This window comes from Novosphingobium kaempferiae (genome assembly GCF_021227995.1).
GTDB classification, from domain to species: Bacteria; Pseudomonadota; Alphaproteobacteria; order Sphingomonadales; family Sphingomonadaceae; genus Novosphingobium; species Novosphingobium kaempferiae.
Genome location: NZ_CP089301.1, coordinates 1,151,160 through 1,172,845 on the forward strand (window position 1 = coordinate 1,151,160; position 21,686 = coordinate 1,172,845).

The following is a 21,686-nucleotide window of genomic DNA, read 5'->3' on the forward strand; positions in this document are numbered from 1 at the left end:
TGTGCATCTATTTCTTTCTGCCTGCGGTCTCGCATGCAACTCCGTCGAGGAACGCCGTCACGATGTCGGGATGGTTGTTGAACGGCTCCATCGCCAGCAGCGTCCGCGCCGCCTCGACCCTGTCGCGGCCTCCCTCGATCAGAGCTTCGAACACCGCCTTCATCGCGAGCTGCAGTTCCTTCGCCGCCCCCTCGAACGGTTGCCCGAAAGTATCGGGCGTCTCGGCATTGTTGATGACGATGAGCGGCGCCGGAATGGTCTGTTCGATGAGGCTGAAGAGCGCCTGCACCGGCGCGCGTTCGTATACGCCCTCGAGGACCTTCCTGACCAGCGGATGGTCCCGATTGATCCGGTAGAACGACTTTCCGTGCTTCGTCAGATGGGTCCACAGAAACGCTTCGGCAGCGCCGAGCTGCCGCTGAATGACCTTGCCGCGATGCCGGTAGATGCTCGACGCCCGGTTGCGCGCGGTTCGCGCGATCCGCTGCAGGTCGCGACGCAGTGCCGCAGGCGGCCGTGCGCGCGACTTCTTCACGTCGATCTGCCACAAGTGATCGGCAGTGTTCGGCAGGTCAATGCGGATGCGAGCGAGCTTGAAATGCTCCTCCTTCTGCATACCGAGGCCGAGCCAGTCACCAGCGACCAGCAACCGACGATTGCGATAGATGTAGAAGCCCTGGTGGGCGTTCCATCCCTTGGGACCGGCCGCCTCCTGATGCTTGTCGGCGGTGATCCGGCTGTGATGTGGGAGGATATACGGCTTCACCTCCGCCCGCTGACCGTCACTGGTCAGGGTCTCGGCCGGAAGCGGTTCGGTGAATTCGATGTCCTCGAGAAACGGATCCCATGGTTCTATGGACCGCCCGTTCATGTGGATCGTAATGGCGCCACGACCGCGTAGGAAGCGGTGAAAGACCATTGCAAGGTGACGCTTCACCGCATCTGCACGCTCGCGAAAATGCTTTTGTGCGGTCTCGTCGTCGGCCGGCGCAGTCCCAACGAGAACATCCAGCCGATCCCAGAAGAGGATCGTGCCGCTCGGCTGTCCTTGGAGAAGTTCATGGTCCGCATTGTTCAGCAGGTCCGGGCGCTTGAGCAGCCGCCACTCGCCGGTCCCAGTCGATGCGATGTAGTCGAGATCCCAGCGACGCAGCGCAGGAGCAGACCCGACGGCCTTTGTCAAGACCGTGAGGCATCTGCACTGCGAGATTGACGCGGTCTTCATGCCGAGGCCGAAGCGCCCGAGATCGTCCTTTGAGCGATCGGCTAGCGGACTGAGGCTGCCCGGCTTCATCGCCTGAACCAGCTCGGCCTCCGCCATACCGCGTCCGTCGTCGCGGATGACGATGCGCGATCCCGGACCCGCCCACTGCATGTCGATCCAGACGTTGCGGGCCTGCGCGCTGATGCTGTTGTCTATAATGTCGGCAAATGCTGTTGGCAGATCATAGCCGAATGCGCGCAAAGATTCGAAAAGCTCGGCCGCGCCTGGATTGGCAAGATCATAGCTGTCGGGATCATTCGACATGATCGAGCGCTCCGGCCTCCGTTACTCCCTCTTCATCTGACTGTGTGGCGTTTAGGATCGTCCACAGCGCTTCGCCGATCCAGCGTGCGAGGAGCGGCGGGACAGCATTGCCCACCTGCACATACTGCTGCGTACGGTTTCCCTTGAAGAAGTAGTTGTCCGGGAAGGTCTGTAGGCGGGCAGCCTCGCGTACTGAAAGGCTACGGCATTGAAGCGGATCCGGATGAATGAAATAATGGCCGTCCTTTGAAATGTGGCTCGTCACCGTGGTTGACGGACCACCCGACAGCTGAACGCGAAAGCGATCGGCAAATTTTCCTGTGGTCCAGTTCGCGTGCTCCGGAGCCAACTCTTCAGGATAGTCGGACGCCTTCGGAGATCGACCTGCGACCTTGGCAAAGATCGTCGCAAAGAAATAGCGCGCGAGATCGCTCGCCATGTGGCCGCGCGTTGTATGATTCGGCAGCGTCTCGAGTTTTGGATCAACCAACCAGCTTCTGAGGTCGGCGGGGCAGTCGTCGGCGATGCCGACACCGTTACCCTCGCGCCCCGGGACATCATTGAGCCCCTTGAACGCTTCAAGGCATTCCGTAGCAAGCGTCGCAAAGTCTTCCTGCTCCTTGTCAGGAAGCTCTGTTTCCATGTCGGCGACGAGGGTCATCGCGGCCTCGACGGCCTGCTTCCACTCATCCTTTCCGTCCAAGCCCCGGCTGAGGCCACTGCGCAGCCTTGGCATACCGTCGAGAACATGGCCGACAGTGGTCTTCAAATTGTGACGTACCATCAGTTCGGCAAGTGAAGATGGCGGTACATCCTTCGCGAGGTCGCCACGCAGACCGACGATAATGACGCGGTGCCGCGCCTGCGGAACCCCGAAATCTTCGGCTCGCACAATGAAATCCGATGCGCGCGGTTCGAACGGTGTAAGGTCAAGCTGCCTCCGCGACCTCGGATCAAGCGCTATCAGGCGATAGGTTGTCGCCCCCGGGCGCTCGCCGCGCAGGTCGCGCAGAACCTGATCGAATATTCGGTTTTCGCCGTCGATCGACGACGAAAGCATGCCTTTCACATTTTCCATGACGAATGCGGCCGGCTGCAGCCGATCGAGAATCCGGATGTATTCCTCGTAGAGGAAGTGCTTGGGATCCTCCTCGGCTTTGTAGTCTTTTATACCCAGGTTGCGGGCGCGACCGACCAGCGAATAGGCCTGACAGGGGGGGCCACCGATCAGCACGGTATGACCGTCGCTGTCCCACCGGATCGTATCAAGGCGATCGTTCAAACGCTCTTCGGGATCTTCCTCGCCCAGTTCAAGCTTCCAGGCTTCTTCGACTGCGGCTGCCCATTGCTCGGGATAGATGGCTTCCCAGTCGGGCTCGTCTCCGCCCGTGTTGATGAAGTTGTAGTATTCGTCCGGGAGGTCGTCGCCGAACTGGCGTAGGAAACTGCGCAGGCGCAATGTGGAATGCGCCGTCGTTTCCTTCTCGATCGAGAGAGCGATGTGGAAGGCGCGCTCGCCATTTCCCGCCGGAACACTGGAAAATCCTTCGGCCAGCCCCCCCGGGCCTGCAAATATGTCGACAACGGAATATGTTGGCAAGAATCGAACGCTTTCAGCAGTCTCAGGCAAAGGCTCGATGATTATCAGGTCCAAGCGAAAATGACAGACTCCGATTTATGGCCGACATAGTTGATCCAAAGACCCGCTCTCGCATGATGGCGGGCATCGGCGGGCGGGACACCAAGCCCGAAATTTTTCTGCGAAAGCAGTTACACGCTGCGGGCCTGCGCTTCAAGTTGCATGCAGCCGATCTCCCGGGCAAGCCGGACATTGTTCTCCCGTCGCGCCGGATTGCGATCTTCGTTCACGGCTGCTTCTGGCACCGTCACTCCGGCTGTCACTGGTGCAGTACGCCTACTACGCGCCCGGATTTCTGGAAGACGAAGTTTGACGGAAATCTTGTACGCGATGAAAGGGTTCAAAGCGCACTGCGCGCGTCTGGGTGGCGGGTTGGCGTGGTATGGGAGTGCGGGCTTCGCACGCCCTATGCTGATGCGACGGTTGAACAGGTTCTGGCGTGGATTCGCAGTGCGTCGGGCGATTTTGAAAGTGCGATTGTACGAGAGAGGGGCGTTTAGCGCTCGCGCAGGGAATTGTTACCTATCCTGGAGGTATGTGGATTTTACCTCCAGGTTTAGTAACACGCCTTGCCTGTTACTAAACCTGGATGCAAATCGCGTTTACCCCCAGGATACGTAACAACCATGACCGATTCGAATTCCGAGCGAGATAAACTGAGACGGATTGTTGCGGCCACGCCGATCGTGCGTCACTATGAGCTACGTCACGCCGGAATCGCCGCTTCCACCATCGCCCGAGCCACACGGGACGGCGAACTGATCAGAATTTCTCGCGGTCTGTATCAGCGGGCGGACGGCGAGGTTGATGCTGAACAGTCGCTGGCAGAAGCTGCCAAGCTCGTCCCACGCGGCGTGATCGCGATGACATCTGCACTCGCCTTCCATGGGCTGACCGACCAGATGCCCCGCGCAGTCTGGGTCGCCATCAGAGCAGCCGACTGGGCGCCGGTTCCAACCTATCCACCCATCCGCATCATCAAATTCGACGATCGATACATGCAGCAGGGTATAGAGCAGCACGTCATTTCGGGGGTAAACGTACCAATCTTCTCGGTGACTAAAGCACTTGCCGACGTGTTTCGCAACAAACTGGTCGACCGCTCGGTCGCCATCGAAGCTCTCCGCGCTGCCCTTGAGCAGCGCAAGACCACGCCGGCAGCGATCGCACAGGCCGCAACGGAGGGCGGCGCGTGGAAGAAGATGCGTCCCTATCTCGAGGCGCTGACTGCCGATGGCTGAGCCCAAGTCCGCGAGTGCAGCCTCGATCAAGCAGCGGTTGCTGAACATCGCCCGCAGGTCGGAGCGCCCCTATGATGTGGTGCTTGTCCGCTACGCGCTTGAGCGGCTGCTCTACCGTCTCTCGATTTCGGCGGAGCGGGACCGTTTCGTCCTGAAGGGAGGCATGCTTGTTACCCTCTGGATCGAAGGAGGACATCGCGAAACCCGCGATGCGGACTTCCTTGGCCATGGAGAGGCAGGCAGCGAGCATGTCCGCAGGGTTTTTGAGGGGATTATGTCGATTGACGTGAACGATGGCCTCACCTTCGACACTGCGAACATCAGGGTCGGACCGATCCGGGATGAGAGTGAGTATAGCGGCATTCGGCTGCGCACGACGGCCCATCTCGAACGCACCCGCATTCCCGTCACGATTGACATCGGTTTCGGGGACGCCCTGTCATCGGAAGCGGAGCGTCTCGATTACCCAACGCTGCTCGACATGGGGGTGCCGCGTATCAGAACCTACCCTCCGGCCGCCGTGCTTGCTGAGAAATTTCAGGCGATTGTCGCGCTTGGCATCATCAATGGCCGCATGAAGGACTATTTTGATCTCTGGGCCGTTCCGCAGACGCGTCTGATTGACGATGAAGAATTAGATGCCGCAGTGAAGGCCACCTTCCTGCGCCGCCGCACTCCGGTTCCTGACAAACGGCCGCCGGGTCTGTCTGAGCCGTTTGCCATCGATCCTGCCAAGGAGGCGCAGTGGCAGGCCTATGCGCGGTCGGTTCAGCTGGTTGGCTTGTCCCTCCAAGCAGTCACCGACGAGATATGGAAGGTCTTCGGCCCGACCTGCGCCCGCGTCGCAGCGGGATCGAGAAAAGACTCACCGAAAAACACTCCCTAGAAGCGGATCGTGCCCGGGCGCATCACATGGTTACCGATATGGACGAGGATACCCGCCAGCAACTGCTCGCGCAGCCGGATCGTCGGTTCCGGAAAGGTCGCGAGCTCATCCGGCACGACGGTCGCGCCGAAGCGGGCGTGGATCAGAAGGGTCGCAGGTTCGGCATATCCCGCCAAGGCAAACTTCTCCTCGCAGATATGAACCGCCGGACTGCGCTTCTTGTCCGTGGATAGCGCTCCTGTCGGGACGAGCAGGCCGAGCATTAGCGGGATCGGCCCGGACTGCGATTGCGCCTGATCGCAGTTTGCGCCCCCGCGGATCACAACGATCTGGCCTTCTGTGCGCCGCGACTGCTTAAGTTTGAACTCGTGCTCACGCAGATCACCGGCTGTCATGCCAAACTTCGCCAGCATGGCATCGTCAGCGAGCTTCGCATTGTCGAGCGGGATGACGGCGCCCCAGTCCAGACGTGCGACGGCCTCGCCTGGCGGGATGGCCAGATGCAGCATGGTATTCATCCGGGCCTTCTGAGGTGGCGTCAGCGCAGCTGCCGGCTGGAACGTGACCGCCTGATCCCACAATGCTTCGTCTTCAGGCAGAGACGGTCGGTTGAGAATGCGATCGCTCAGAAGAGGCGCGAGAGCAGATGTAACGGCTCCTTTGCGATCGTTCGGTGCATTTTCCTTGCCGAGCGCGGCCACGGCCAACAGGCTCAGAACATTGTCCAGCGCAGCAGGATAGGTCCCGATGCTGCGCTGATCATCGGAAACCAGTCCACCGATAATCGCCAGCGTTTCATTGGCGGCAGCGAGCACGTCCCGTTCCCAGGCGAGTAGCGCCTGAAGCTGGGGCATCGTGACGATCTGTTCGCGGATCGCCTGCCGGAGCGCTTCGGCATTCCAGACACCGGCATTCCGGAACCGGGTCTTGTCGAGGGCAAGAACCGCAATAGGCCGCTTAGCGGCGGGCAGAAGTTCTTCTAAGCGCGCAGTCAATGCCGCCCGCTCATGCTCATGCGACGTCCAAAGCACCAGTAGGTAGGGGCCATGCTGATCGGGCACACATCGATCGATGAGGCTGGCCAGAGTGTTGTAGTGCTGGACGCCAGCCGGCTGCGCCTTCACGAGATGCAGGTCGCTGAAGAGGATTCTGAGCCCGGCGAAAAGCGCAGGTTCGGGGAGGCCGAGCGGATCGAAACGCACGCCGACGCAGGGCGCCCCCAGTACGTGTAGCGCATCGACCAGCGTCGCCAGCTCAGCGGGCTCGTCATCGAGGACGATGTATCGGGCGGGCGTGAACATCAGTGGTTGCCGAACACAAGCGCGGCGACCGCGCCGTCATAGCCGTCCGGAACTTCTGCTTGATCCATGGTCGGAAACACGAGATGGCCCTCGTTCAGATCCATGACGAGATTTGCGAAATAGAGTCCCAAGCCGCTGCCACCCGGCCGGCGTGTGAAGAATGGACTGATCATGGTGGCCGGGTCGTCGAGAAAACCTGAGCCATTGTCAGCAACAACGATCGCAGGACCGCCTTCATAATCCGGAACGACGTTGACGAAGATCCGCCGCTCGGCCGGATCCGCGTGCCTGACCTTCACCCAGTGGACCGCATTGTCGATCAGATTGGTGAGTGCGCCGAGTACGAGGCTTGATGCGAAGGTCGCCGTTGCTTCAGGCCCATCCTCCTCGAGCGCGGGACATTCTAGCTTGATGCCGTGGAGCCGGAATCGAAGCAGACTCAGATCGCGCGCCGTTCGCACGATGTCGCGCAGCGAGCCGGGCTTGCTCGTCGTGGTCTTCAGCAGCTGCGACGATGTTTCGAGAACACCTTGGAGCTGGCCCGCTTGGTCGCGGATCGATTCGATCGTCATGGCGGGGTCGTTGATCGAGCCGGTGAGGACGCGGACGCCGCGTTCAACTTCGTGGAAGATCACGGCGAGGCCCGCATGCGAGACGCCCGAGCGCGCAAAGTTTTCCCGCAACATGTTGTAGTCGTCTTCGATCTTGCGGATCGTGGGTTCGAGTACGTCGCCGATCCGGTTCTCGCTGGCCAGCCGTCGAAGTTCGGCCAGCGGCCCGTCTACGCCCTGCGGCACGTCCGGCGGCCCGCCCGTCAGTTCGCGGATGCGCTCCTTGTCGATGTTGCGCTCGACTTGCAGCACCCAGAGCGCGCCTAGGACTAGGCGCTGGAGCCGGTCATAGGCCTCGTTCTCAACGAACCCCTCGCGGTTGGTTTTCTCGTGGAGGGCCTGGCTCTCCGCAAGGCCAAGATCGACAACGCCGATCGTGATGTTGCGACTGAGTCGCTTGGTCGGTTCGTTGACGCGTCTGAGGTCGAGGCCCAGCCAGTCGTCGCTCGGCTCGCCATAGTTGTAGACGCGCATGCTGTCGCGGTAGACCCGGACACCGCCGTTCTGGTTGAGATAGCGCTCGAGAAAGCGGGTATCGCCATAGAGGGGCAAGATCTTCCGATCGCGATCGAAGATATGGAACCGGCCCGAGACTCGGCCGATGCCCTCGATTGTCGAACTGTCAGCGGTAATGCGATGCTGACGCTTTGGCCGGGGCTGATCAATCGGATCAAGGTCGTCGGGTTCCCGCGCGGGCGGGATCTGGAAGTGCAGTTCGTTACGTTCGACGACACGCTTCTCCAGCTTCAGTCCCGGCACACCAACAAACTCATAGCGATAGTGCAGACGCTCTCCGTCAAAGTCGAACTCGAACCGGTAGGGCGCCATCTCGAGCAGCTGATGGACGCCCGGCAGTGTCCCGACCCATTCGGGATGCTCGGGCACGTCGAGCCTGACTTCGAAGTCGCCGATCCGATCCCCGAACGGAGAGGCGATCGACGTCACCTGACGGTAGAGGTCGCGGATCTCGCCGCGCGTCCATCCGTCCGACCTGAGGCGTCCCACCTTGATCAGCGTGCCGGTTGCCTCCTTGAAGACTTCAGGCGTGCGCTGGGTGACCGTAATCTCGGCGTCGGTCAGATAGGTTTCCTTGAGCAGATCCTCCCAGTCAAACTTGGCATGGCATTCGGACTCGCCTTCGGCTCGGGTTACAAGCTCGATCGAATCTCCAAGCTTGTGGACCGCGAACCGGCCCACGCCCTTTTCACCGAGAGGAAGCCGGCCGTAACGCGGTGATCGGACGTTGCCTTCGCGCTCTCGTTCGCGATGGTCATTGCCGGGCACCAGCCAGATATGCTCGATCGTGTCCATTGACATCCCTTGGCCGTTGTCACGGATGACGATGCTCGCTTCGGGCGTTCCGAGATCCTCGAAGGTAATCGTCACTTCGTCGGCGTCAGCGTCATAAGCATTTTTGACGAGTTCGAAGAGCGCAAGCCGTGGCGAACCGATCAGTTGGTCGCCCAGAAGTTGAAGCAGACGTGCCCTTGGTCTGAATGGGCGTTTGAGAACGCGATCATCGCTCATTTACAAAGAATTCCCCCGCCCGATCTAGATGCGAGTCTCGGTCAGAAACTTGCTGCCAATTCAGTGGCTAGCCGAAATGTGACGGGCTAGGAAGTGTGGTCACCCAAATCCGTCCGCCTCTCAACTTAACGTCGGTCCCGATCGACCGCGCCCAAATTGCCAGCTAATACCATCCGTACGCATGATGCCCGAAGCGGCCTTGCCGATGTTGCGTTCGAGCACGTCGCGCCACGGCACCAACGTGAAGTCCCGCGATCGCTCGACGACAGCAAAACTCCCACTTTCGAGATCGACACGCCGCGCGATCTTTCCCTCGATCTGCTCGCCGATCCGGGCAGGCTCAAACCGTTTCCCGATATCGTCGCCAAGCCGCTCGCCGGCATGCTGCAATTCACGTCGGCGCAGCGTGTCCAGCGCGTCGTCCCGATATCGAAATCTGGATCGCTCGCCATCCGCCAATTGCTGCTCGATCAGCCACTGCCGCCGCGCCGCGAGCGCGGTCCGTACCTCCCGCCCATATCCCACATCGCGGACGGCACCATGACTGCGCTCGGCAAGCTCCCGATCAAGCCAGGTCGGCGCTTCCTTCCCTGCCAGTTCGTCGACCGGGGATCGCGACAGGACCTCCAGCGTGACTGGCCGGTCGCGCTGCTGGGCTTTCGCATAGGCATCGGCGCGGGCCATATGATCGTAGGGGATCGTCCAGCTTCCATCCGCCAGGCGCTCGGGTCCAGTGCCCGCGCGCCGCATGGCTTCGAGCCGCCTGACATGACTGGTTGCGAATTCCTCGCTGGCACCCGGATCGTGCGCCAAGTGCAGGTCGATCGAGTAGCGCCCGCCATTGGCGCGGGCGACCGCATCGACGGCGCGATCAGCCTGGGTCGCCTCAATCCGCGACGGCGCGACCCGTACCGTTGATCGCTCCGGCACCGATGGCGTGGCATCGCCCCGGCCTATGTCGACATAATGGACCCTGCCATCGACACCATCGACCATCAGGTAATGCCGGTCGCGATGCTCATCGGAAAAGCCACGCTGAATCACGCGACCGACGATCGGTTCTCGAAGGTCCTGTGACACGACCTGCTCGACGCCGGCACGGTCAAGCCTGCGGGCGGTCAGTTCACGCTGCATGAGGCGGATAATGTCGCCGCGCTCACCCATCCGGCGGAGCGTTTCCTCCAGTCCCTCGGCGAGCCTGTAGCGTCCGCCACCGACATCGGCAGCGAGGTCCATCGCCTTGAGCTTGCGCAGCCGACCCGCCGCGACCGACTGCTGGAAGGGATCGTTGTCGGCCGGTGATACCGTGCGATCGACGTCCATGCGGCGCAGCAGGCGACGGTCGATTGCTGTCAGCCGTTCGCGGTCGACATCATGGCGCAGGCGCGCCTCGATCTCATGGTCGGTACGAGGGCCAAGGTCGAGCGTCACGAGCTCGGAGGCGCGCTCGCGAAGCCCGTGCGAAATATACTCCCGCGCGATGATCAGATTGTCGCCCTGGTCATCCACCCCGCGCAGCACGATGTGGGTATGTGGACGCTCGGTGTTGAAGTGGTCGACCGCGACCCAATCCAGCTTGGTGCCGAGGTCCTGCTCGACCTGCGTCATGAGGCGGCGGACATAAGGCTTGAGATCGGGATATTCAGCGCCGTCCTCGGCCGAGACGATGAAGCGGAACTGGTGCCGGTCGCCGGCGGTACGCTTCAGGAAATCCCCGCCATCTGCTCGGTCGGTTTCGGGACCGTAAAGTTCGCCCGGCAAGCCCTCGCGGGTCACCCCGTCGCGCTGGATGTAACGCATGTGCGCGCGTGCGACTTGGCCGCCCTTGCCAGCCAAGCGGATAAGGCTCGCCTTCACCACGGCACGGCGCCCGCGAAAACCCCCGAGGCGGTCACGGCTTGAAAGCAGCCTCCCCATGCTTGCACCGCGTCCGATCCTGCTGCCGTCGAAGCGCCCGGATTTGATTCTGGTCTTGGTGCCGGCCAGACGGCTCGCGGCGAGGATGCGCCCCCCATACTTGACCGTGGCCTTTCTCTCCTTCGCGCGTCCGCGGCCCAGTTTGGGGGTAAAGTCGTCGTCAGGCACGATGGGCTCCGAAAGTCTCGCGATTTCGATCGGAAAATGGCTGATTTCCGTCACTATTGCCCTGACTGTCTCGTGGTCGCGATTGCCTGTCTCGTGAATAAAGGATGTGCAGACAAAGGCTTGGCAGGGGTCGCGAGACACTGCCTTTATCTTGTTTCCCCTTTCCTCCCTCTCCTTCCTGATCCTGGCTCAAAAAAACGGGAGAGACGACGCCGAACCGACGCCGCCCCTCCATTCGCAACTTCTGTCGGTCAGTGCGCATCAAGCATCCCATCGCGGGCTCCGGTTCGATCCCTGGCAGCACGGCACCCCGTCATGCCGTGGGCATTGCCCTCGCCATCCACGAGCATGATGGCGGTGAACCATTCCCCATCGAGCCGCCCACAGATGGCGACCCGATCGAGTTCGAATTCAGCATCCTCCGGGCATTCATAAGCTCCCAGCCAGCGCTCCTCGCTCCGCGCATCCCACCGGAAGTCCACCTCTTCGGCATCCAGGAAATGGCGTGCCAGACCTTCCGCCGCCCCCCTCCCGAACTCTCGCTCCAAACCCGCCACGAGCGCCGAAACGACCTTGTCCCTGCTTCCATCAAACGCCGTTTCGATGTGCCGATACATGCCCATGATGATCTCCTTCGCTATCGTTCCCATCATCGAGAACGGCGTTTCGAAGATGGCTGGGGCAGCGGCTGTCAGGGCCGATGAGCGAAGCGAAGAGCCGCGAAGCGGACGTGGGGGGAACCGATTTGCGAAGCAAATTGGGGGGTACCCGCGGGCCTTGAGAGCCGTTGCCCCAGCCATCACACTGGGTCTTTCGAGACGAGCTTCCTCCCTCTCGCTGGCACGCGACCTCACGTCATCGGCCCTGCGACAGCGGGACGAACAGCGACCCTCGGGACTGTGCATCCGGACTACCGGCAGACGGTGATACCGTGTTCCTTCGGACGGCGAAGAGGCCGTCCATCGGGCGCGCTGTTGCCGAGGCCCGATCGCTTCCCCGGGCCTCGGGCGCGACGCCGGTCAGATAGCCGATGGTCTCGCGCGGCAGCCTTGTGCGACCAGCCAGATAGTCGGCGTAGCGCGCCGGCCCCGCGTTATAGGCCGCGAACAGCCCCGGATAGCCGAAGCGCTCGTACATCAGGCGAAGGTAGAAGGTGCCTGCAAGAATGTTGTCACGTGGATTGTCGGGATCGGTGCCAAGACCTAGTCTCGCGCGCATGTCCGACCATGTCGCGGGCATGACCTGCATGAGCCCGATCGCACCCGCCCGCGACCGGATCGGGCGTCCGCCCTGGGAGGTGCGCCCCCGGCTTTCGGCGTGCATCACGCGCTCGATCCAGGCGATCGGCACGCCGAACCGCAGCGACGCCTCGCGCGTATAAGGCTGCCAGGCGGCGACCGATGATGCAGCCCCCTGGGCACGTGGCTCACCCGCTACCGGATAGGGTGCAACGATCGCCAGGATGGCCAAGGCGCATCTCAGCGGCGCCATAGCAAACGCGCCTCTCCTATGAGATCGATGCCTTCGCTCACCCCGAAATAGCGCCCATCGAACGATCCTGAGCTGTCCATGAGCAGCAGGAGTTGCTGTCGCCGCAATATGCGACAACCATGCCACGAGGGCATGACCCGCCCCATGGCATCGACCTTCTTTCGCCTCGCGACCGGACGTCCATTGACGAAGACTTGGTCTCCGAGCGCGCAGACTTCATCCCCTGCCTCGGCCGCAACGCGCTTCACCAAAGGCACATCGCGGGGGATATAGCGGCGGGCTGCAGCAAGCTTCCTGTACGGTTCGGGCAAGCGCGCCGCCACCATGTCGCCTTTCGTGATGGGCGCCCCGGGAATGACCCGGTAGAGCCCGATCGGCGCGCTCGCGCTGGCGTTCCAGATGAGACGCGGCGATGGCGGAAGCGCTGCTGCGCCCAGGACGATACCAGCGCCCAGGCCTACGAGAAGCATGCGGCGACGGAGCCGGCGACGCGCTTCCTTGCGTATGCGCAGCGCCTCGCCCCAAGCAAACAGCGGCGCATCCTGCGGCCCTGCGCGACGCCCGATCACTTCGAAAGTCCCCGTGCACTGTGCTCGCGCGACCAGGCATCGAGATCATCGATATGGTACTGGACGTAGCGGCAATGGCGCCGGAACATCGGTCCCGTAGCGTCCCGCCGCATGCGCCGCAGCAGCAGCGCGGAAATCTTCAGATAGGCCGCCGCCTGGTCGGTGTTGAGGAAAGGCGAGCCGCGCTTGGCGCGGGTCGCCCGGGCGATCTGGTCGTCGTCGTCCATGAAAAGCCATCCTTCCGCTAGAGCGACCCGAGACGATGGGGTCGCGATATCGAGGATGGCGGGCGGGATACCGGGCCGGGAGTGTCGGAACCGGCAACGGCGTTTCCGACACGACATGGAGGCCCCCGCGCCGGGTTCGGCGCGGGGAGCCTGGACTTCAGCGGGACCAGATGAGCTTGTGCTCGCCGTTTTCGCCTTGCGTCAGCGTCGCGTAGATCGGCGCGGGAAACGAGGGATCGTCGAGCTTGAGACTGAGATATTCGGCGCCGGTCTCGCGCGCTGCCTTGGTCCATCCCGCCCCGAACTCGACGCCACCGGCACTGACGCGGTGGTCCGGGGCCTTGTCGTGCTCGCGCTCGACCGGCCGGATGGTGGCCTTGACGCGAAGCGTGAGGGTGCGGATTTCCCCGTTGTAGATGCCGTCCTCGTTGCGGGTGAAGCTGCCGATCTGTGCCATGGGATGTCTCCTTGTCGATTGTCCGAGTGCCGCCCGATGCGGCCTCGATGGCGGTCGATCGGGTGGCGTCGCGCCGCCGTGCACCGGGACGGCCGCAGCGCGAGCGGAGGACGGCGCAGCGCCTGTTTCTTGGTGCGCGAGGAGCCCGTCAGGGCGGGGAAGAAACCGGCGCAAAGCCGTTGCACGGACAAGGAGCGCACGCCGCCAGACCAGCCTTCAAGAGAGGCCGGGGGCGGTACGGGCCATCCGAAAAAAGCGCCCCTTGCTGGCACGATTCGGGCCCCGGTCCGCACACGGAATCCACCTTCGACAGCAGGTCTTGCGCGCCGCCCTCGCGTGCGGCCAACATCTTACGTCCTAGCGCTCGACAAGCTCCCGGTGCAGCGCGGGAACCGTGGCGCAGGCAGGGCTGCCATCCTTGGCGGTGCCGCAAATGGTGGTGACGATGCTCCCACCCTGAGCCGCACGGGCCAGCAGCGCCGGGTCGATATCCTAGATGTCGATCTTCATCCGGGGGGACCAAGGCGAGGCATGATCGCCGGCTGCTTGACCCACGCGGACGTAGACGAAACGGCGCACCGGCCCCTCAGGTCGAACCTGATCACCGAAGAATTTGGGACCGGGTCCGACGCGCACGACAAAGTCGAAGGCAAGCGGTTCGCCGTCGCTGGACAGTTGCGGGTCAAGCGGATCGCCGTCCCTGGATTGCAGGCTATGCAACACACCGGGCACGGGCCGGTCGATGATGATTCGCATCGCGATTTCCGTCGTGTCGGCGCGCTTCATCACCGCCCTCCATCTCGCCTGTGTCCCGGGTGCCATGAGCCGCGCACCTTTCATAATGCGCCATGCGAGCGTGATCCAGGGCGCGTGAGGGCAAGCTAAAGCCGCGCGGCCGAGCCCATCGGGGCGAGGCCGCGCGGCGCGATTTTAAGGGACGTTGCAGGCGGGCGGGACCGCTCCCGCCCGCCTGCCATTCATGCCGCTCGGGACAACGGCCTCTCCTCCTCTTTTTCCGATTCCGCAGGGCAATCGTCATCGGCCATCTGGCGGGCGGCGGCGACCTTGGCGTGAGCCGCGACCGTCCCGACGCCGCCCCGTTCGGTGTACGCAGACGGCGGGAACTGCATCCAGCGCGGCACCCAGCGCTCGACCTTGTCCCGGCCTTCCGCGCCTTCGAGATGATCAGCGATGATCCGCTTCAAGGTCTTCGCCTTCTCGCCCGCATTGGCATTGGCGACCGTTTCACCGGCCACTTCCGCGGTCATCCGGCTCAGCACGTCACGGTCGCGCAGCAAGGAAAAGAACGCCTCGTCGGCCTGCCACCAGTCGGCCATGGCGATCCCGACCTCCTCGCCGACTACCTCGACCGCTGCCGAACCTGCCGCCAAGCTCTCGCCCATGACCACGGCAAGGACACGCATCACGGCTTCGTCAGGCAGCGCGACAAGCCGCAGGAACAGCCCGGCCACGCCATAGTCATCGCCGTTCCCGCCAGTGACGGAGAGTTCTTCGGCGGCGAAGCCAAGCGTATTAAGAACCACGCGCCGTTCCGCGTCGAAGACTGCCTCGCCCCGACTTGTCTCGATGCTCTTGCGCACCTCGTCGTTTCGCGTCGCCTGCGGTTCCGGGCGTACGGTCCACAAGGACGAGCCGACGATGGCGTGCGCGACCATGAGCCGCAGGGCGAGGCCGGGCTGGCCGATCAGCGCAGCGCGAACGGCTGCATGCCGGTGCAGGTCGACATAGGTCTGGAGGGTAGATGTCAGTTCGCCGCGCTGTGCCTTGGGTGCGCATGCGGTTTCACCGCGCTCGATCCGGCGAGCCTCGGCGCGCGTGACATAGCCTTCGTGGAAGGTCACTTCGCCGGTGCCGCGCATATCGATATAGACGCGCCCGCCCTTGCGCTTGGGGGCCTTTTCATATTCCCACGAATGGAAATGCTCGGCCTGCGGGATCACGACGACATCGGCCCAGCCCTCTTCAAGATAGGCCGCACGGCGTGCGTCGATCGCCGTATTTTGCGCCGTCCAGAAGGCGTCAGGATCGGCGAAGTAGCGATCCTCGCCGAACAAGTCGGCGACCATCGCGCCGCTAAAACCATCGATATCGAAGAGAGCGAAGCGCGCCGGGATCGACTGGCCGCCAAAGAGCCATGCCTTCAGTTGATGGCCGGTAGGGGCATAGGCGTCAGCGTCGTCAAATAACGCAAGCCATGCCTTTTGCTGGCTCTTGCTGGCCAGCGTCAGGTGCCGGACGGTGACCCGGTCGATCCGCTCGGCGCGATAGAGGTCGCGGATACGTGGAAGCAGGTTGCCAAGCGCAAGGACGCGCCGGATGGAAAGTTCGGGAAGGCCGAAGGTCATGGCGATCTCTTCGACCCCGCGTCCTTCCCGCACCAGCCGGGTGAAGCTCTCCCATTGGCGCACTTCATCGGCATCGAGCCGAGCCATGTTCTCGATCATCGAGGCCTCGATGGCGGCGGCATCGTCGCCTTCCTCCATGATCGCGCAGGGCAGGAGCAGCGCCTCGGGATCGATGTCGCCCGCTTCCCGGCGTTCGTCCGCGACTATACGGCTGGCATGGAACCTGCGGCTTCCCGCGACAATACCGAAGCGGCCTTCGGCATCGGGAGGGCGGACCAGCAGCGTCTGGATCACGCCCCGCGCGCGGATGGTCGGCAGGATGTCGGACACGTCCGGGGCCTTGCGGCCAAAGCGCATGTTGGTCTTGTCGACATAAAGCCTGTCGAGAGGAATGTGGTCGAGCTTCATGGGTCATTTGCCTTTCTTCAAAAGATCCCGGTCGCGCGGTTTGCGATGATCGCGGCGTGACCGGCACAGGATGGCGGCATGACGCGCCGCCTCGCGTCATCCGCCGTCAGGACGGTGGAAGATCAGGGTCCGCGGCCGTCTCGTCAGGAGTGGGGCCATGGCGGCGGAGCATCGCCTGCGCCCAGAGGATCGAGCCGGAACGGCGCGACCATGTCGCCCAGACGGAGAGCGGGTGAACCGTCTCGAAATCGCCATCGCGCTCGATGGCCATGCCGTAGGGCAACCGCACGGCGGCGATTTCGGAGAAGCTGAATGTTCCCAATTCCGGGCAACCAAAGCCAAGATCGGCAAGGCCGAACAGCGTGTCGCCATCCTCGGCGATTTCGGTCGCCAGCCATGTCGCCGCACCCAGCGGATTGAAGAGCTTGAGCACGGGCACGAAATCCGGCTCAGCAAGACCCCCACGCATCGCGATGCCATGGCGAATGGCATTCGCCCGCAGTGCCTCGCGCAGGTCGTCGGGAAGCAGGATCATGCCGCGATCCTTTCATCGGCGCGGGCGCTTTCGGCCTCGCGATGGCGCGAAAGCAGCCAGTCGGCGGCCTTGGAGGCCGCGCTGGCGGCGCGGAAGATGGCACGACTGTCCTCGCGCAAGACGTCGAGCCACGCGCCAAGGTAATCCGCATGACGGACGGTCGGGACGATGCCGAGCGCGGCGCAGAGGAAGGCCGAACCCATTTCCGCGATGAGTTCCTCGCGGGCGTAATCCTTGCTGCCGAAGGGATTGGTCATATCCCGGTTCAGCCGCTGGGCGTGGCCAGTGGCGTGACACAGCTCGTGAAATGCCGTCCTGTGCCAGTTCACCGGATCGAAGAAGGCGGCCTGCGGCGGCACCGCCACGAAGTCGGCACCCGGCGCATAGTAGGCCTTGTCCCCGCCCACACGAAACTCGACGCCCGAAGCCGCGATCAATTCCCCGGCAACGGGCACGATCTCGCTCTCGGCCAATGGCACCGGATCGCTGCCAAGGTCTGCGGGCAGACCATTACATTGGGCGACGTTGAAGACGGTAAAGCGCTTGAGGAAAGGAATGGCGCGGGCCTCGTCGCCATCGCGCGTCGCCCGCTCGGCCTCGCCCTTGGGGATGAAGCGGTCGGCATAGACCACGGTCACGCCGCGCTCGCCCTTGCGGACGCATCCCCCTGCCTCTCGGGCCTGTCGAAAGGTGAGCCAGCCTTGCGATGGCCAACCGCTTTCGATGACGGCGCACCACAGGATCAGGATGTTGACGCCCGAATAGGGCCGGGCCGTCACCGCGTTGCGCGGCAGGCCGGGCGGGGCATTGATGCCCAGCCCCTCGACCTTTCCCCATGGCTGGACCCACGGGAAGCGTCCTGCCTCCAGTTCCGAGACGATGCGCGAGGTCACCTCATCATAGAGGCTGGCGCGCTCGTCCCTCTTCCCTTCGCAACCCATGCGGGTGGCACTGCGGCTTGAAGATTTCGGCATGACCTGTCCTTTTCCGCCACCCCAAAAAGGCACAAAGCCTCCCCGCGAAGGCGGGGGTGGGCGGCGAAACGCGACCAAGAGGCCCGGCTCCAGCGGGCAAGGACACCGCAAGGGCGGAACGGATGTGGAGCACCCCGCAGGGAGCGCAGCGAGCGGGGTTGTCCTTGGCCGCGACGGGCCTAGCCGGGAGCGCCGGCCACACCCGCCATGCCGGGAGAGGCAAACAGGAAACGCCGCCGCGCGAACAGCGCGGCGACCATCATCATGCGCAAGCGATCGTTACCGAATGGACGAGACCCGTGAGGGGCTCGGCGGAGAGCGCAGCGAGCCGTAGAGCGCGGTCGTGGCAATGCCGCGATGCGTCGCGGTTGCCAGCGCTAAATTTCGTCACTGAAGACGACCAGTGCCTCCTGCAGGCCCTCTGCGATGATCCAACGGGCCCGCCGCAAATGGCGATCGAATACATCAAAAGAAACCAAGTCATGTTCTTTCAGGCCCATGATCCGACCCGCACATTCCTGCCATGAATGGCCAGCGTCGACGGCATCCAGCAGAGCCGCGTACAAGGCAAGATTGCTAAGATCGTATTCGCACACCCGATCTTCTTCGGACGGAACATCTATGAGGTTCGTCATCATAGCCTCGGGTCCAGTGATGCCGAAGCATACCGTTTAGGAACTATCGTTCCTAGAACTTTCGTTCCGGCTCCCGGATCGCTGTCGCATGGACTTGAAGCATGCCTTGGCGACAAACCTGCGTCTGCTTCGCCATAAGCGTGACCTTACACAGGAAGATCTTGCAGGCCTGACCGGTCTCAGTTCGCGCTACATCGGTTCGATCGAGCGCGCTCGCGTATCAGCCAGCGTCACCGTCCTCGGGAAAATCGCCGACGCGCTCCACGTCGATCCCTGCGCGCTTATCAGCGCGCCCGGCAAAGAGGGCTAACCGCCGACCGATCAGCGGCCGGCCCCGGGGCTCTCGTCAACGAGGGCGACGCTTTCCGGTTCTCCGGCATCACAGCGGATCCGTAGGGTCGAGACCTCAAGAATGCCGGACAAGCTTGTCGTTTCATCATTCCTCGCGGTGTCTCTAGTGAAACCAAGTGACGACGAGAACGTCCGGAGCCTACGCAGCTTCCTCCGGGACTTCTTCGACCCGCTACAGGTTTACCACTACGCCTACACGCTGAGCATGCCCCTGCATCACGACGCCTCTCATAAATCGTTTCAACTTGTGCGTATTGAGCTGGTCCGATATACGAACGGTCCCTCGGCATGAGGTTCTTCACTGCGGATACTTGGGGAAACCTGGGAAATCTGCTTCGGGTGACATTGTAACTGGGTTTCCCAGAAGCCTTGAAACCTTCTTGGTTGGTGACTGGCGCGAAAGCGCAAGGCAGCCGGGGGTGATGTGGAGAACCCGCGGTATGAAAAACAAATTTCGTTTGTTTCGCTACTGTGGCCTCAGCCTGAGCATCTTGGCCGGTGCGCTGCAAAGCGTATACTGGGCAGTGAAGCTGCTGGCTGAGGTCACCAACTACCGTGCGCAATCTGTATGAACACCACTTCGATCTGAAGCCTGGGACGCGCGTCTATGTGCCGACAGATCACGGCCGCGAACGCGGGCAGGCGATCAAGACGCTGATCGAGGGACGTTGGAAGGTGCCTGACTACTACTACCACCTCCAGCCCGGGGGGCATGTGGCGGCAGCCCGGCTCCACCGCGATGCATCCTGGGTGACGTCGGTCGACCTACAACGGTTCTTCGATCAGATCACCCGGCAGAAGGTCCATCGTTCTCTTAAGCGTCTCCACTTCTCCCATGCGGAGGCTTGGGAGATGTCATGCGACAGCACCGTGGACAAGAAGCCGCCGCGCCGGCGGTTCAGCATCCCCTTCGGCTTCGTCCAGTCACCAATCCTTTCCTCCATCGTCCTAAGCCACTCCGGGCTCGGCAAGGCGATCGCCGATCTGCACCGGAAAGGCGTGGCGATATCGGTTTACATGGACGACATCACGCTCTCCGGAGACAACGAAGCAGCAGTGAGCGACGCGCTGGAACAGGTGAACCGCGCCGCGGAGACGTCGCGATTCACCTTCAATCCCGAAAAGATCCAGCCTCCAACGTCGACGGTGACTAACTTCAACATCGCCTTCGGCTCAGGTTCCATGCAAGTCACGGAAGAGCGCATGGACGAGTTCAAGGCTGTATTCCCGACGAAGTCCGCCAGTGGGCAGATCGGAATCTACACCTATGTCCGAAGTGTCGACAGCCTGCAGGCCGAAGATCTAGTCTGACCGAGACCAACGTGGAATGCCGGCGTGGCTGACGTTCCGATGCGCACGTCGAAGGGCCTAGCCGGGAGCGCCGGCCACACCCGCCACGCCGGGAGAGGCAAACAGGAAACGCGGCCGCGCGAACAGCGCGGCGACCATCATCATGCGCAAGCGATCGTTACCGGATGGACGAGACCCGCGAGGGGCTCGGCGGAGAGCGCAGCGAGCCGTAGAGCGCGGTCGCGGCGCAGCCGCGAGGCGTCGATAGCATTACGTTTGCTCCTCCCCGAACGCCCTCATCACTTGTTCTAGGCCTCCACCGACGATCCAGCGTGCTCGGTTGAGATGTGAAGACCAGCATGCCTTTGCATCAGGCGCTGACGGATCGACATTTAACAGCGAATGCACGCCAGCAGCCCAGTCCCGCCCTGCATCGTCCCAATCCAGAAGCGCTGCGTAAACAGGCATCAGCCTCCAGTCATACTCGGTCATAGGACCGTCGAGGGCGTTTGGCGAACAGAGGCGGGTGGAAGTGCACATCCGATTGCACTGTATACAGTGTAGATAAATACAGTTCAATCGGCTGGCTGGCCCAATGTCCAGCCGCGATAATCTTGCGCGCAATCTTCGTCGTCTTCGGGCGGCCAGAGGCATGTCCCAGGAGGGGCTAGCGCACGAAGCGGGAATCCATCGCACATATGTGAGCGCGCTCGAAAGGCGGGAGTACAGCGTCAGCATTGATCGGCTGGACAGCCTCGCAGCGTCCCTCGGCGTGAAGCCCTACACGCTGCTTATGGACGAACTTCCGGATACAGCCCTGGCCGATCCGGTATAAGACTACCGAAAAACTGCGGCTGCACCGCGCTCAAGCAGGGCCGCGCCGGACTCGATCAGGCGGCGCACCTGTGACTTGCGATGCTCGCCGTCCCCGGGCCAGTCACCTGGACCAAGTATAAGTTCGGCTGTCTCGCGAAGGCCGGCGCCCGCCATATGGGCATCGAGGGCGAGCAGCGACACATGCTGTCGGACGAGCCGGCGCGGTTCGGACACGCCTCTTGATCCGCGCAGGACCCGGCGAAGCGCGGCGAGCTGATGCTCCAGCCGCCCGTCGGCGAGGACCAGGAATTCGAGCGAGGTACAGTCCTCCGGCACGACGGCGCCGACAACATCGATCCGGGCAATCTCTCCCCCGCAGGCAAAGGCAAGGTGCGTCCCCTGCGACCCTGCCATCCATCGCATCTGGGGCATAGCACGCTCGAGCCAAGTCGGCTCCGCTGCGGATCCCGGCCCGGCGGGCCGGGCGCGCAGGACGCACGGATCCAGCCGCGCCGACCAGATCGGCGTGACGCGGGCGCAGTCCAGCGCCGGATCCTCAGCGAAAGTGAAGCCCCCAATCGGACGTGAAGGCCGGCGGTGCGGGCTGCGTTGGCTGCACCGAGCCGGCCAAGGCAGCGAATGCGGTGTGATATCGGGAATCGCGCCGCAGCACTTCCCAGGCCAGCCCGCCGCGACCGAATGGGATCATGGCGTTGACGCTGGCTTGGAGGGCTGCGGCGACCATGGCG

General features: G+C 62.9%; 22 protein-coding genes and 1 pseudogene. 6 read left to right on the top strand and 17 right to left on the bottom strand.

Annotation, left to right across the window (positions count from 1 at the left end):
* Nucleotides 1-7: 7 nt before the first annotated feature.
* Nucleotides 8-1,528 (bottom strand): ATP-binding protein, encoded by a 1,521-nt coding sequence (locus tag LO787_RS05270; RefSeq protein WP_232494802.1) that lies wholly within the window; start codon nt 1,526-1,528, stop codon nt 8-10.
* A complete protein-coding gene (locus LO787_RS05275) occupies nt 1,518-3,182 on the bottom strand; it encodes a DNA cytosine methyltransferase (RefSeq protein ID WP_232494803.1) in 1,665 nt (554 codons plus the stop codon). The genes LO787_RS05270 and LO787_RS05275 overlap by 11 nt, the downstream gene beginning before the upstream one ends.
* A gap of 23 nt (nt 3,183-3,205) precedes the next feature.
* On the opposite strand from LO787_RS05275, the gene LO787_RS05280 reads away from it, so the two are divergent.
* From LO787_RS05280 to LO787_RS05290, 3 genes are all read left to right on the top strand, one after another.
* The gene (locus LO787_RS05280; protein WP_232494804.1) at nt 3,206-3,667 is read left to right on the top strand and encodes a very short patch repair endonuclease; all 462 of its coding nucleotides are present in this window, start codon (nt 3,206-3,208) and stop codon (nt 3,665-3,667) included.
* A gap of 126 nt (nt 3,668-3,793) precedes the next feature.
* Complete coding sequence (locus LO787_RS05285) at nt 3,794-4,408, top strand: type IV toxin-antitoxin system AbiEi family antitoxin domain-containing protein (RefSeq protein ID WP_232494805.1); 615 nt, start codon at nt 3,794-3,796, stop codon at nt 4,406-4,408.
* The gene (locus tag LO787_RS05290) at nt 4,401-5,294 is read left to right on the top strand and encodes a nucleotidyl transferase AbiEii/AbiGii toxin family protein (RefSeq protein WP_232494806.1); all 894 of its coding nucleotides are present in this window, start codon (nt 4,401-4,403) and stop codon (nt 5,292-5,294) included. The genes LO787_RS05285 and LO787_RS05290 overlap by 8 nt, the downstream gene beginning before the upstream one ends.
* On the opposite strand, the gene LO787_RS05295 is transcribed toward LO787_RS05290, so the two are convergent.
* From LO787_RS05295 to LO787_RS05355, 13 genes and pseudogenes are all read right to left on the bottom strand, one after another.
* Complete coding sequence (locus LO787_RS05295; RefSeq protein ID WP_232494807.1) at nt 5,291-6,595, bottom strand: hypothetical protein; 1,305 nt, start codon at nt 6,593-6,595, stop codon at nt 5,291-5,293. The two genes, LO787_RS05290 and LO787_RS05295, sit on opposite strands and share 4 nt — an antisense overlap.
* The gene (locus tag LO787_RS05300) at nt 6,595-8,733 is read right to left on the bottom strand and encodes an ATP-binding protein (RefSeq protein ID WP_232494808.1); all 2,139 of its coding nucleotides are present in this window, start codon (nt 8,731-8,733) and stop codon (nt 6,595-6,597) included. The genes LO787_RS05295 and LO787_RS05300 overlap by 1 nt, the downstream gene beginning before the upstream one ends.
* Nucleotides 8,734-8,853: 120 nt before the next feature.
* Entirely contained in the window at nt 8,854-10,872 is a 2,019-nt protein-coding gene (rlxS, locus tag LO787_RS05305; RefSeq protein WP_232494809.1) for a relaxase/mobilization nuclease RlxS, read from the bottom strand.
* A 197-nt stretch (nt 10,873-11,069) separates the two neighbouring features.
* Nucleotides 11,070-11,471 (bottom strand): hypothetical protein, encoded by a 402-nt coding sequence (locus LO787_RS05310; RefSeq protein WP_232494810.1) that lies wholly within the window; start codon nt 11,469-11,471, stop codon nt 11,070-11,072.
* Nucleotides 11,472-11,673: 202 nt separating this feature from the next.
* Nucleotides 11,674-12,288, bottom strand: a complete 615-nt coding sequence (locus tag LO787_RS05315) for a lytic transglycosylase domain-containing protein (RefSeq protein ID WP_420847791.1) — start codon at nt 12,286-12,288, stop codon at nt 11,674-11,676.
* 8 nt (nt 12,289-12,296) lie between these two features.
* A complete protein-coding gene (locus LO787_RS05320; protein WP_232494812.1) occupies nt 12,297-12,878 on the bottom strand; it encodes a S26 family signal peptidase in 582 nt (193 codons plus the stop codon).
* Nucleotides 12,875-13,105 (bottom strand): helix-turn-helix domain-containing protein, encoded by a 231-nt coding sequence (locus tag LO787_RS05325; RefSeq protein ID WP_232494813.1) that lies wholly within the window; start codon nt 13,103-13,105, stop codon nt 12,875-12,877. The genes LO787_RS05320 and LO787_RS05325 overlap by 4 nt, the downstream gene beginning before the upstream one ends.
* A gap of 157 nt (nt 13,106-13,262) precedes the next feature.
* Nucleotides 13,263-13,562, bottom strand: coding sequence for a DUF736 domain-containing protein (locus tag LO787_RS05330; RefSeq protein ID WP_232494814.1), 300 nt, complete (start codon nt 13,560-13,562; stop codon nt 13,263-13,265).
* A 357-nt stretch (nt 13,563-13,919) separates the two neighbouring features.
* Nucleotides 13,920-14,402 (bottom strand): annotated as a pseudogene (locus LO787_RS05335) (DUF5990 family protein).
* 137 nt (nt 14,403-14,539) lie between these two features.
* On the bottom strand, nt 14,540-16,336 hold the full coding sequence (locus LO787_RS05340; RefSeq protein ID WP_232494815.1) for a ParB/RepB/Spo0J family partition protein: 1,797 nt from the start codon (nt 16,334-16,336) through the stop codon (nt 14,540-14,542).
* Nucleotides 16,337-16,442: 106 nt separating this feature from the next.
* Entirely contained in the window at nt 16,443-16,871 is a 429-nt protein-coding gene (locus LO787_RS05345) for a DUF2958 domain-containing protein (protein WP_232494816.1), read from the bottom strand.
* Entirely contained in the window at nt 16,868-17,845 is a 978-nt protein-coding gene (locus LO787_RS05350; RefSeq protein WP_232494817.1) for an ArdC family protein, read from the bottom strand. Before LO787_RS05350 ends, LO787_RS05345 begins: the two co-directional genes overlap by 4 nt.
* Nucleotides 17,846-18,222: 377 nt before the next feature.
* Nucleotides 18,223-18,483 (bottom strand): hypothetical protein, encoded by a 261-nt coding sequence (locus LO787_RS05355; protein ID WP_232494818.1) that lies wholly within the window; start codon nt 18,481-18,483, stop codon nt 18,223-18,225.
* Nucleotides 18,484-18,586: 103 nt separating this feature from the next.
* Here LO787_RS05355 and LO787_RS05360 point away from each other — a divergent pair, with 103 nt between their 5' ends.
* The 3 genes from LO787_RS05360 to LO787_RS05370 all read left to right on the top strand — a co-directional run bounded on the left by LO787_RS05360 (nt 18,587) and on the right by LO787_RS05370 (nt 20,956).
* Nucleotides 18,587-18,790: a helix-turn-helix domain-containing protein gene (locus tag LO787_RS05360; RefSeq protein WP_232494819.1), complete on the top strand. Its 204-nt coding sequence runs from the start codon at nt 18,587-18,589 to the stop codon at nt 18,788-18,790.
* Between the two features lie 596 nt (nt 18,791-19,386).
* Complete coding sequence (locus tag LO787_RS05365) at nt 19,387-20,142, top strand: reverse transcriptase domain-containing protein (protein WP_232494820.1); 756 nt, start codon at nt 19,387-19,389, stop codon at nt 20,140-20,142.
* A gap of 574 nt (nt 20,143-20,716) precedes the next feature.
* The gene (locus tag LO787_RS05370; protein ID WP_255700841.1) at nt 20,717-20,956 is read left to right on the top strand and encodes a helix-turn-helix domain-containing protein; all 240 of its coding nucleotides are present in this window, start codon (nt 20,717-20,719) and stop codon (nt 20,954-20,956) included.
* A gap of 2 nt (nt 20,957-20,958) precedes the next feature.
* Here the strand turns inward: LO787_RS05370 and LO787_RS05375 are convergent, their stop codons facing one another.
* Entirely contained in the window at nt 20,959-21,351 is a 393-nt protein-coding gene (locus LO787_RS05375) for a DNA -binding domain-containing protein (protein ID WP_232494821.1), read from the bottom strand.
* Between the two features lie 142 nt (nt 21,352-21,493).
* Nucleotides 21,494-21,682 carry a transcriptional regulator domain-containing protein gene (locus LO787_RS26225; RefSeq protein WP_420847792.1) on the bottom strand — a complete coding sequence of 63 codons (189 nt, stop codon included), beginning with the start codon at nt 21,680-21,682 and terminating at the stop codon, nt 21,494-21,496.
* Nucleotides 21,683-21,686 lie beyond the last annotated feature (4 nt).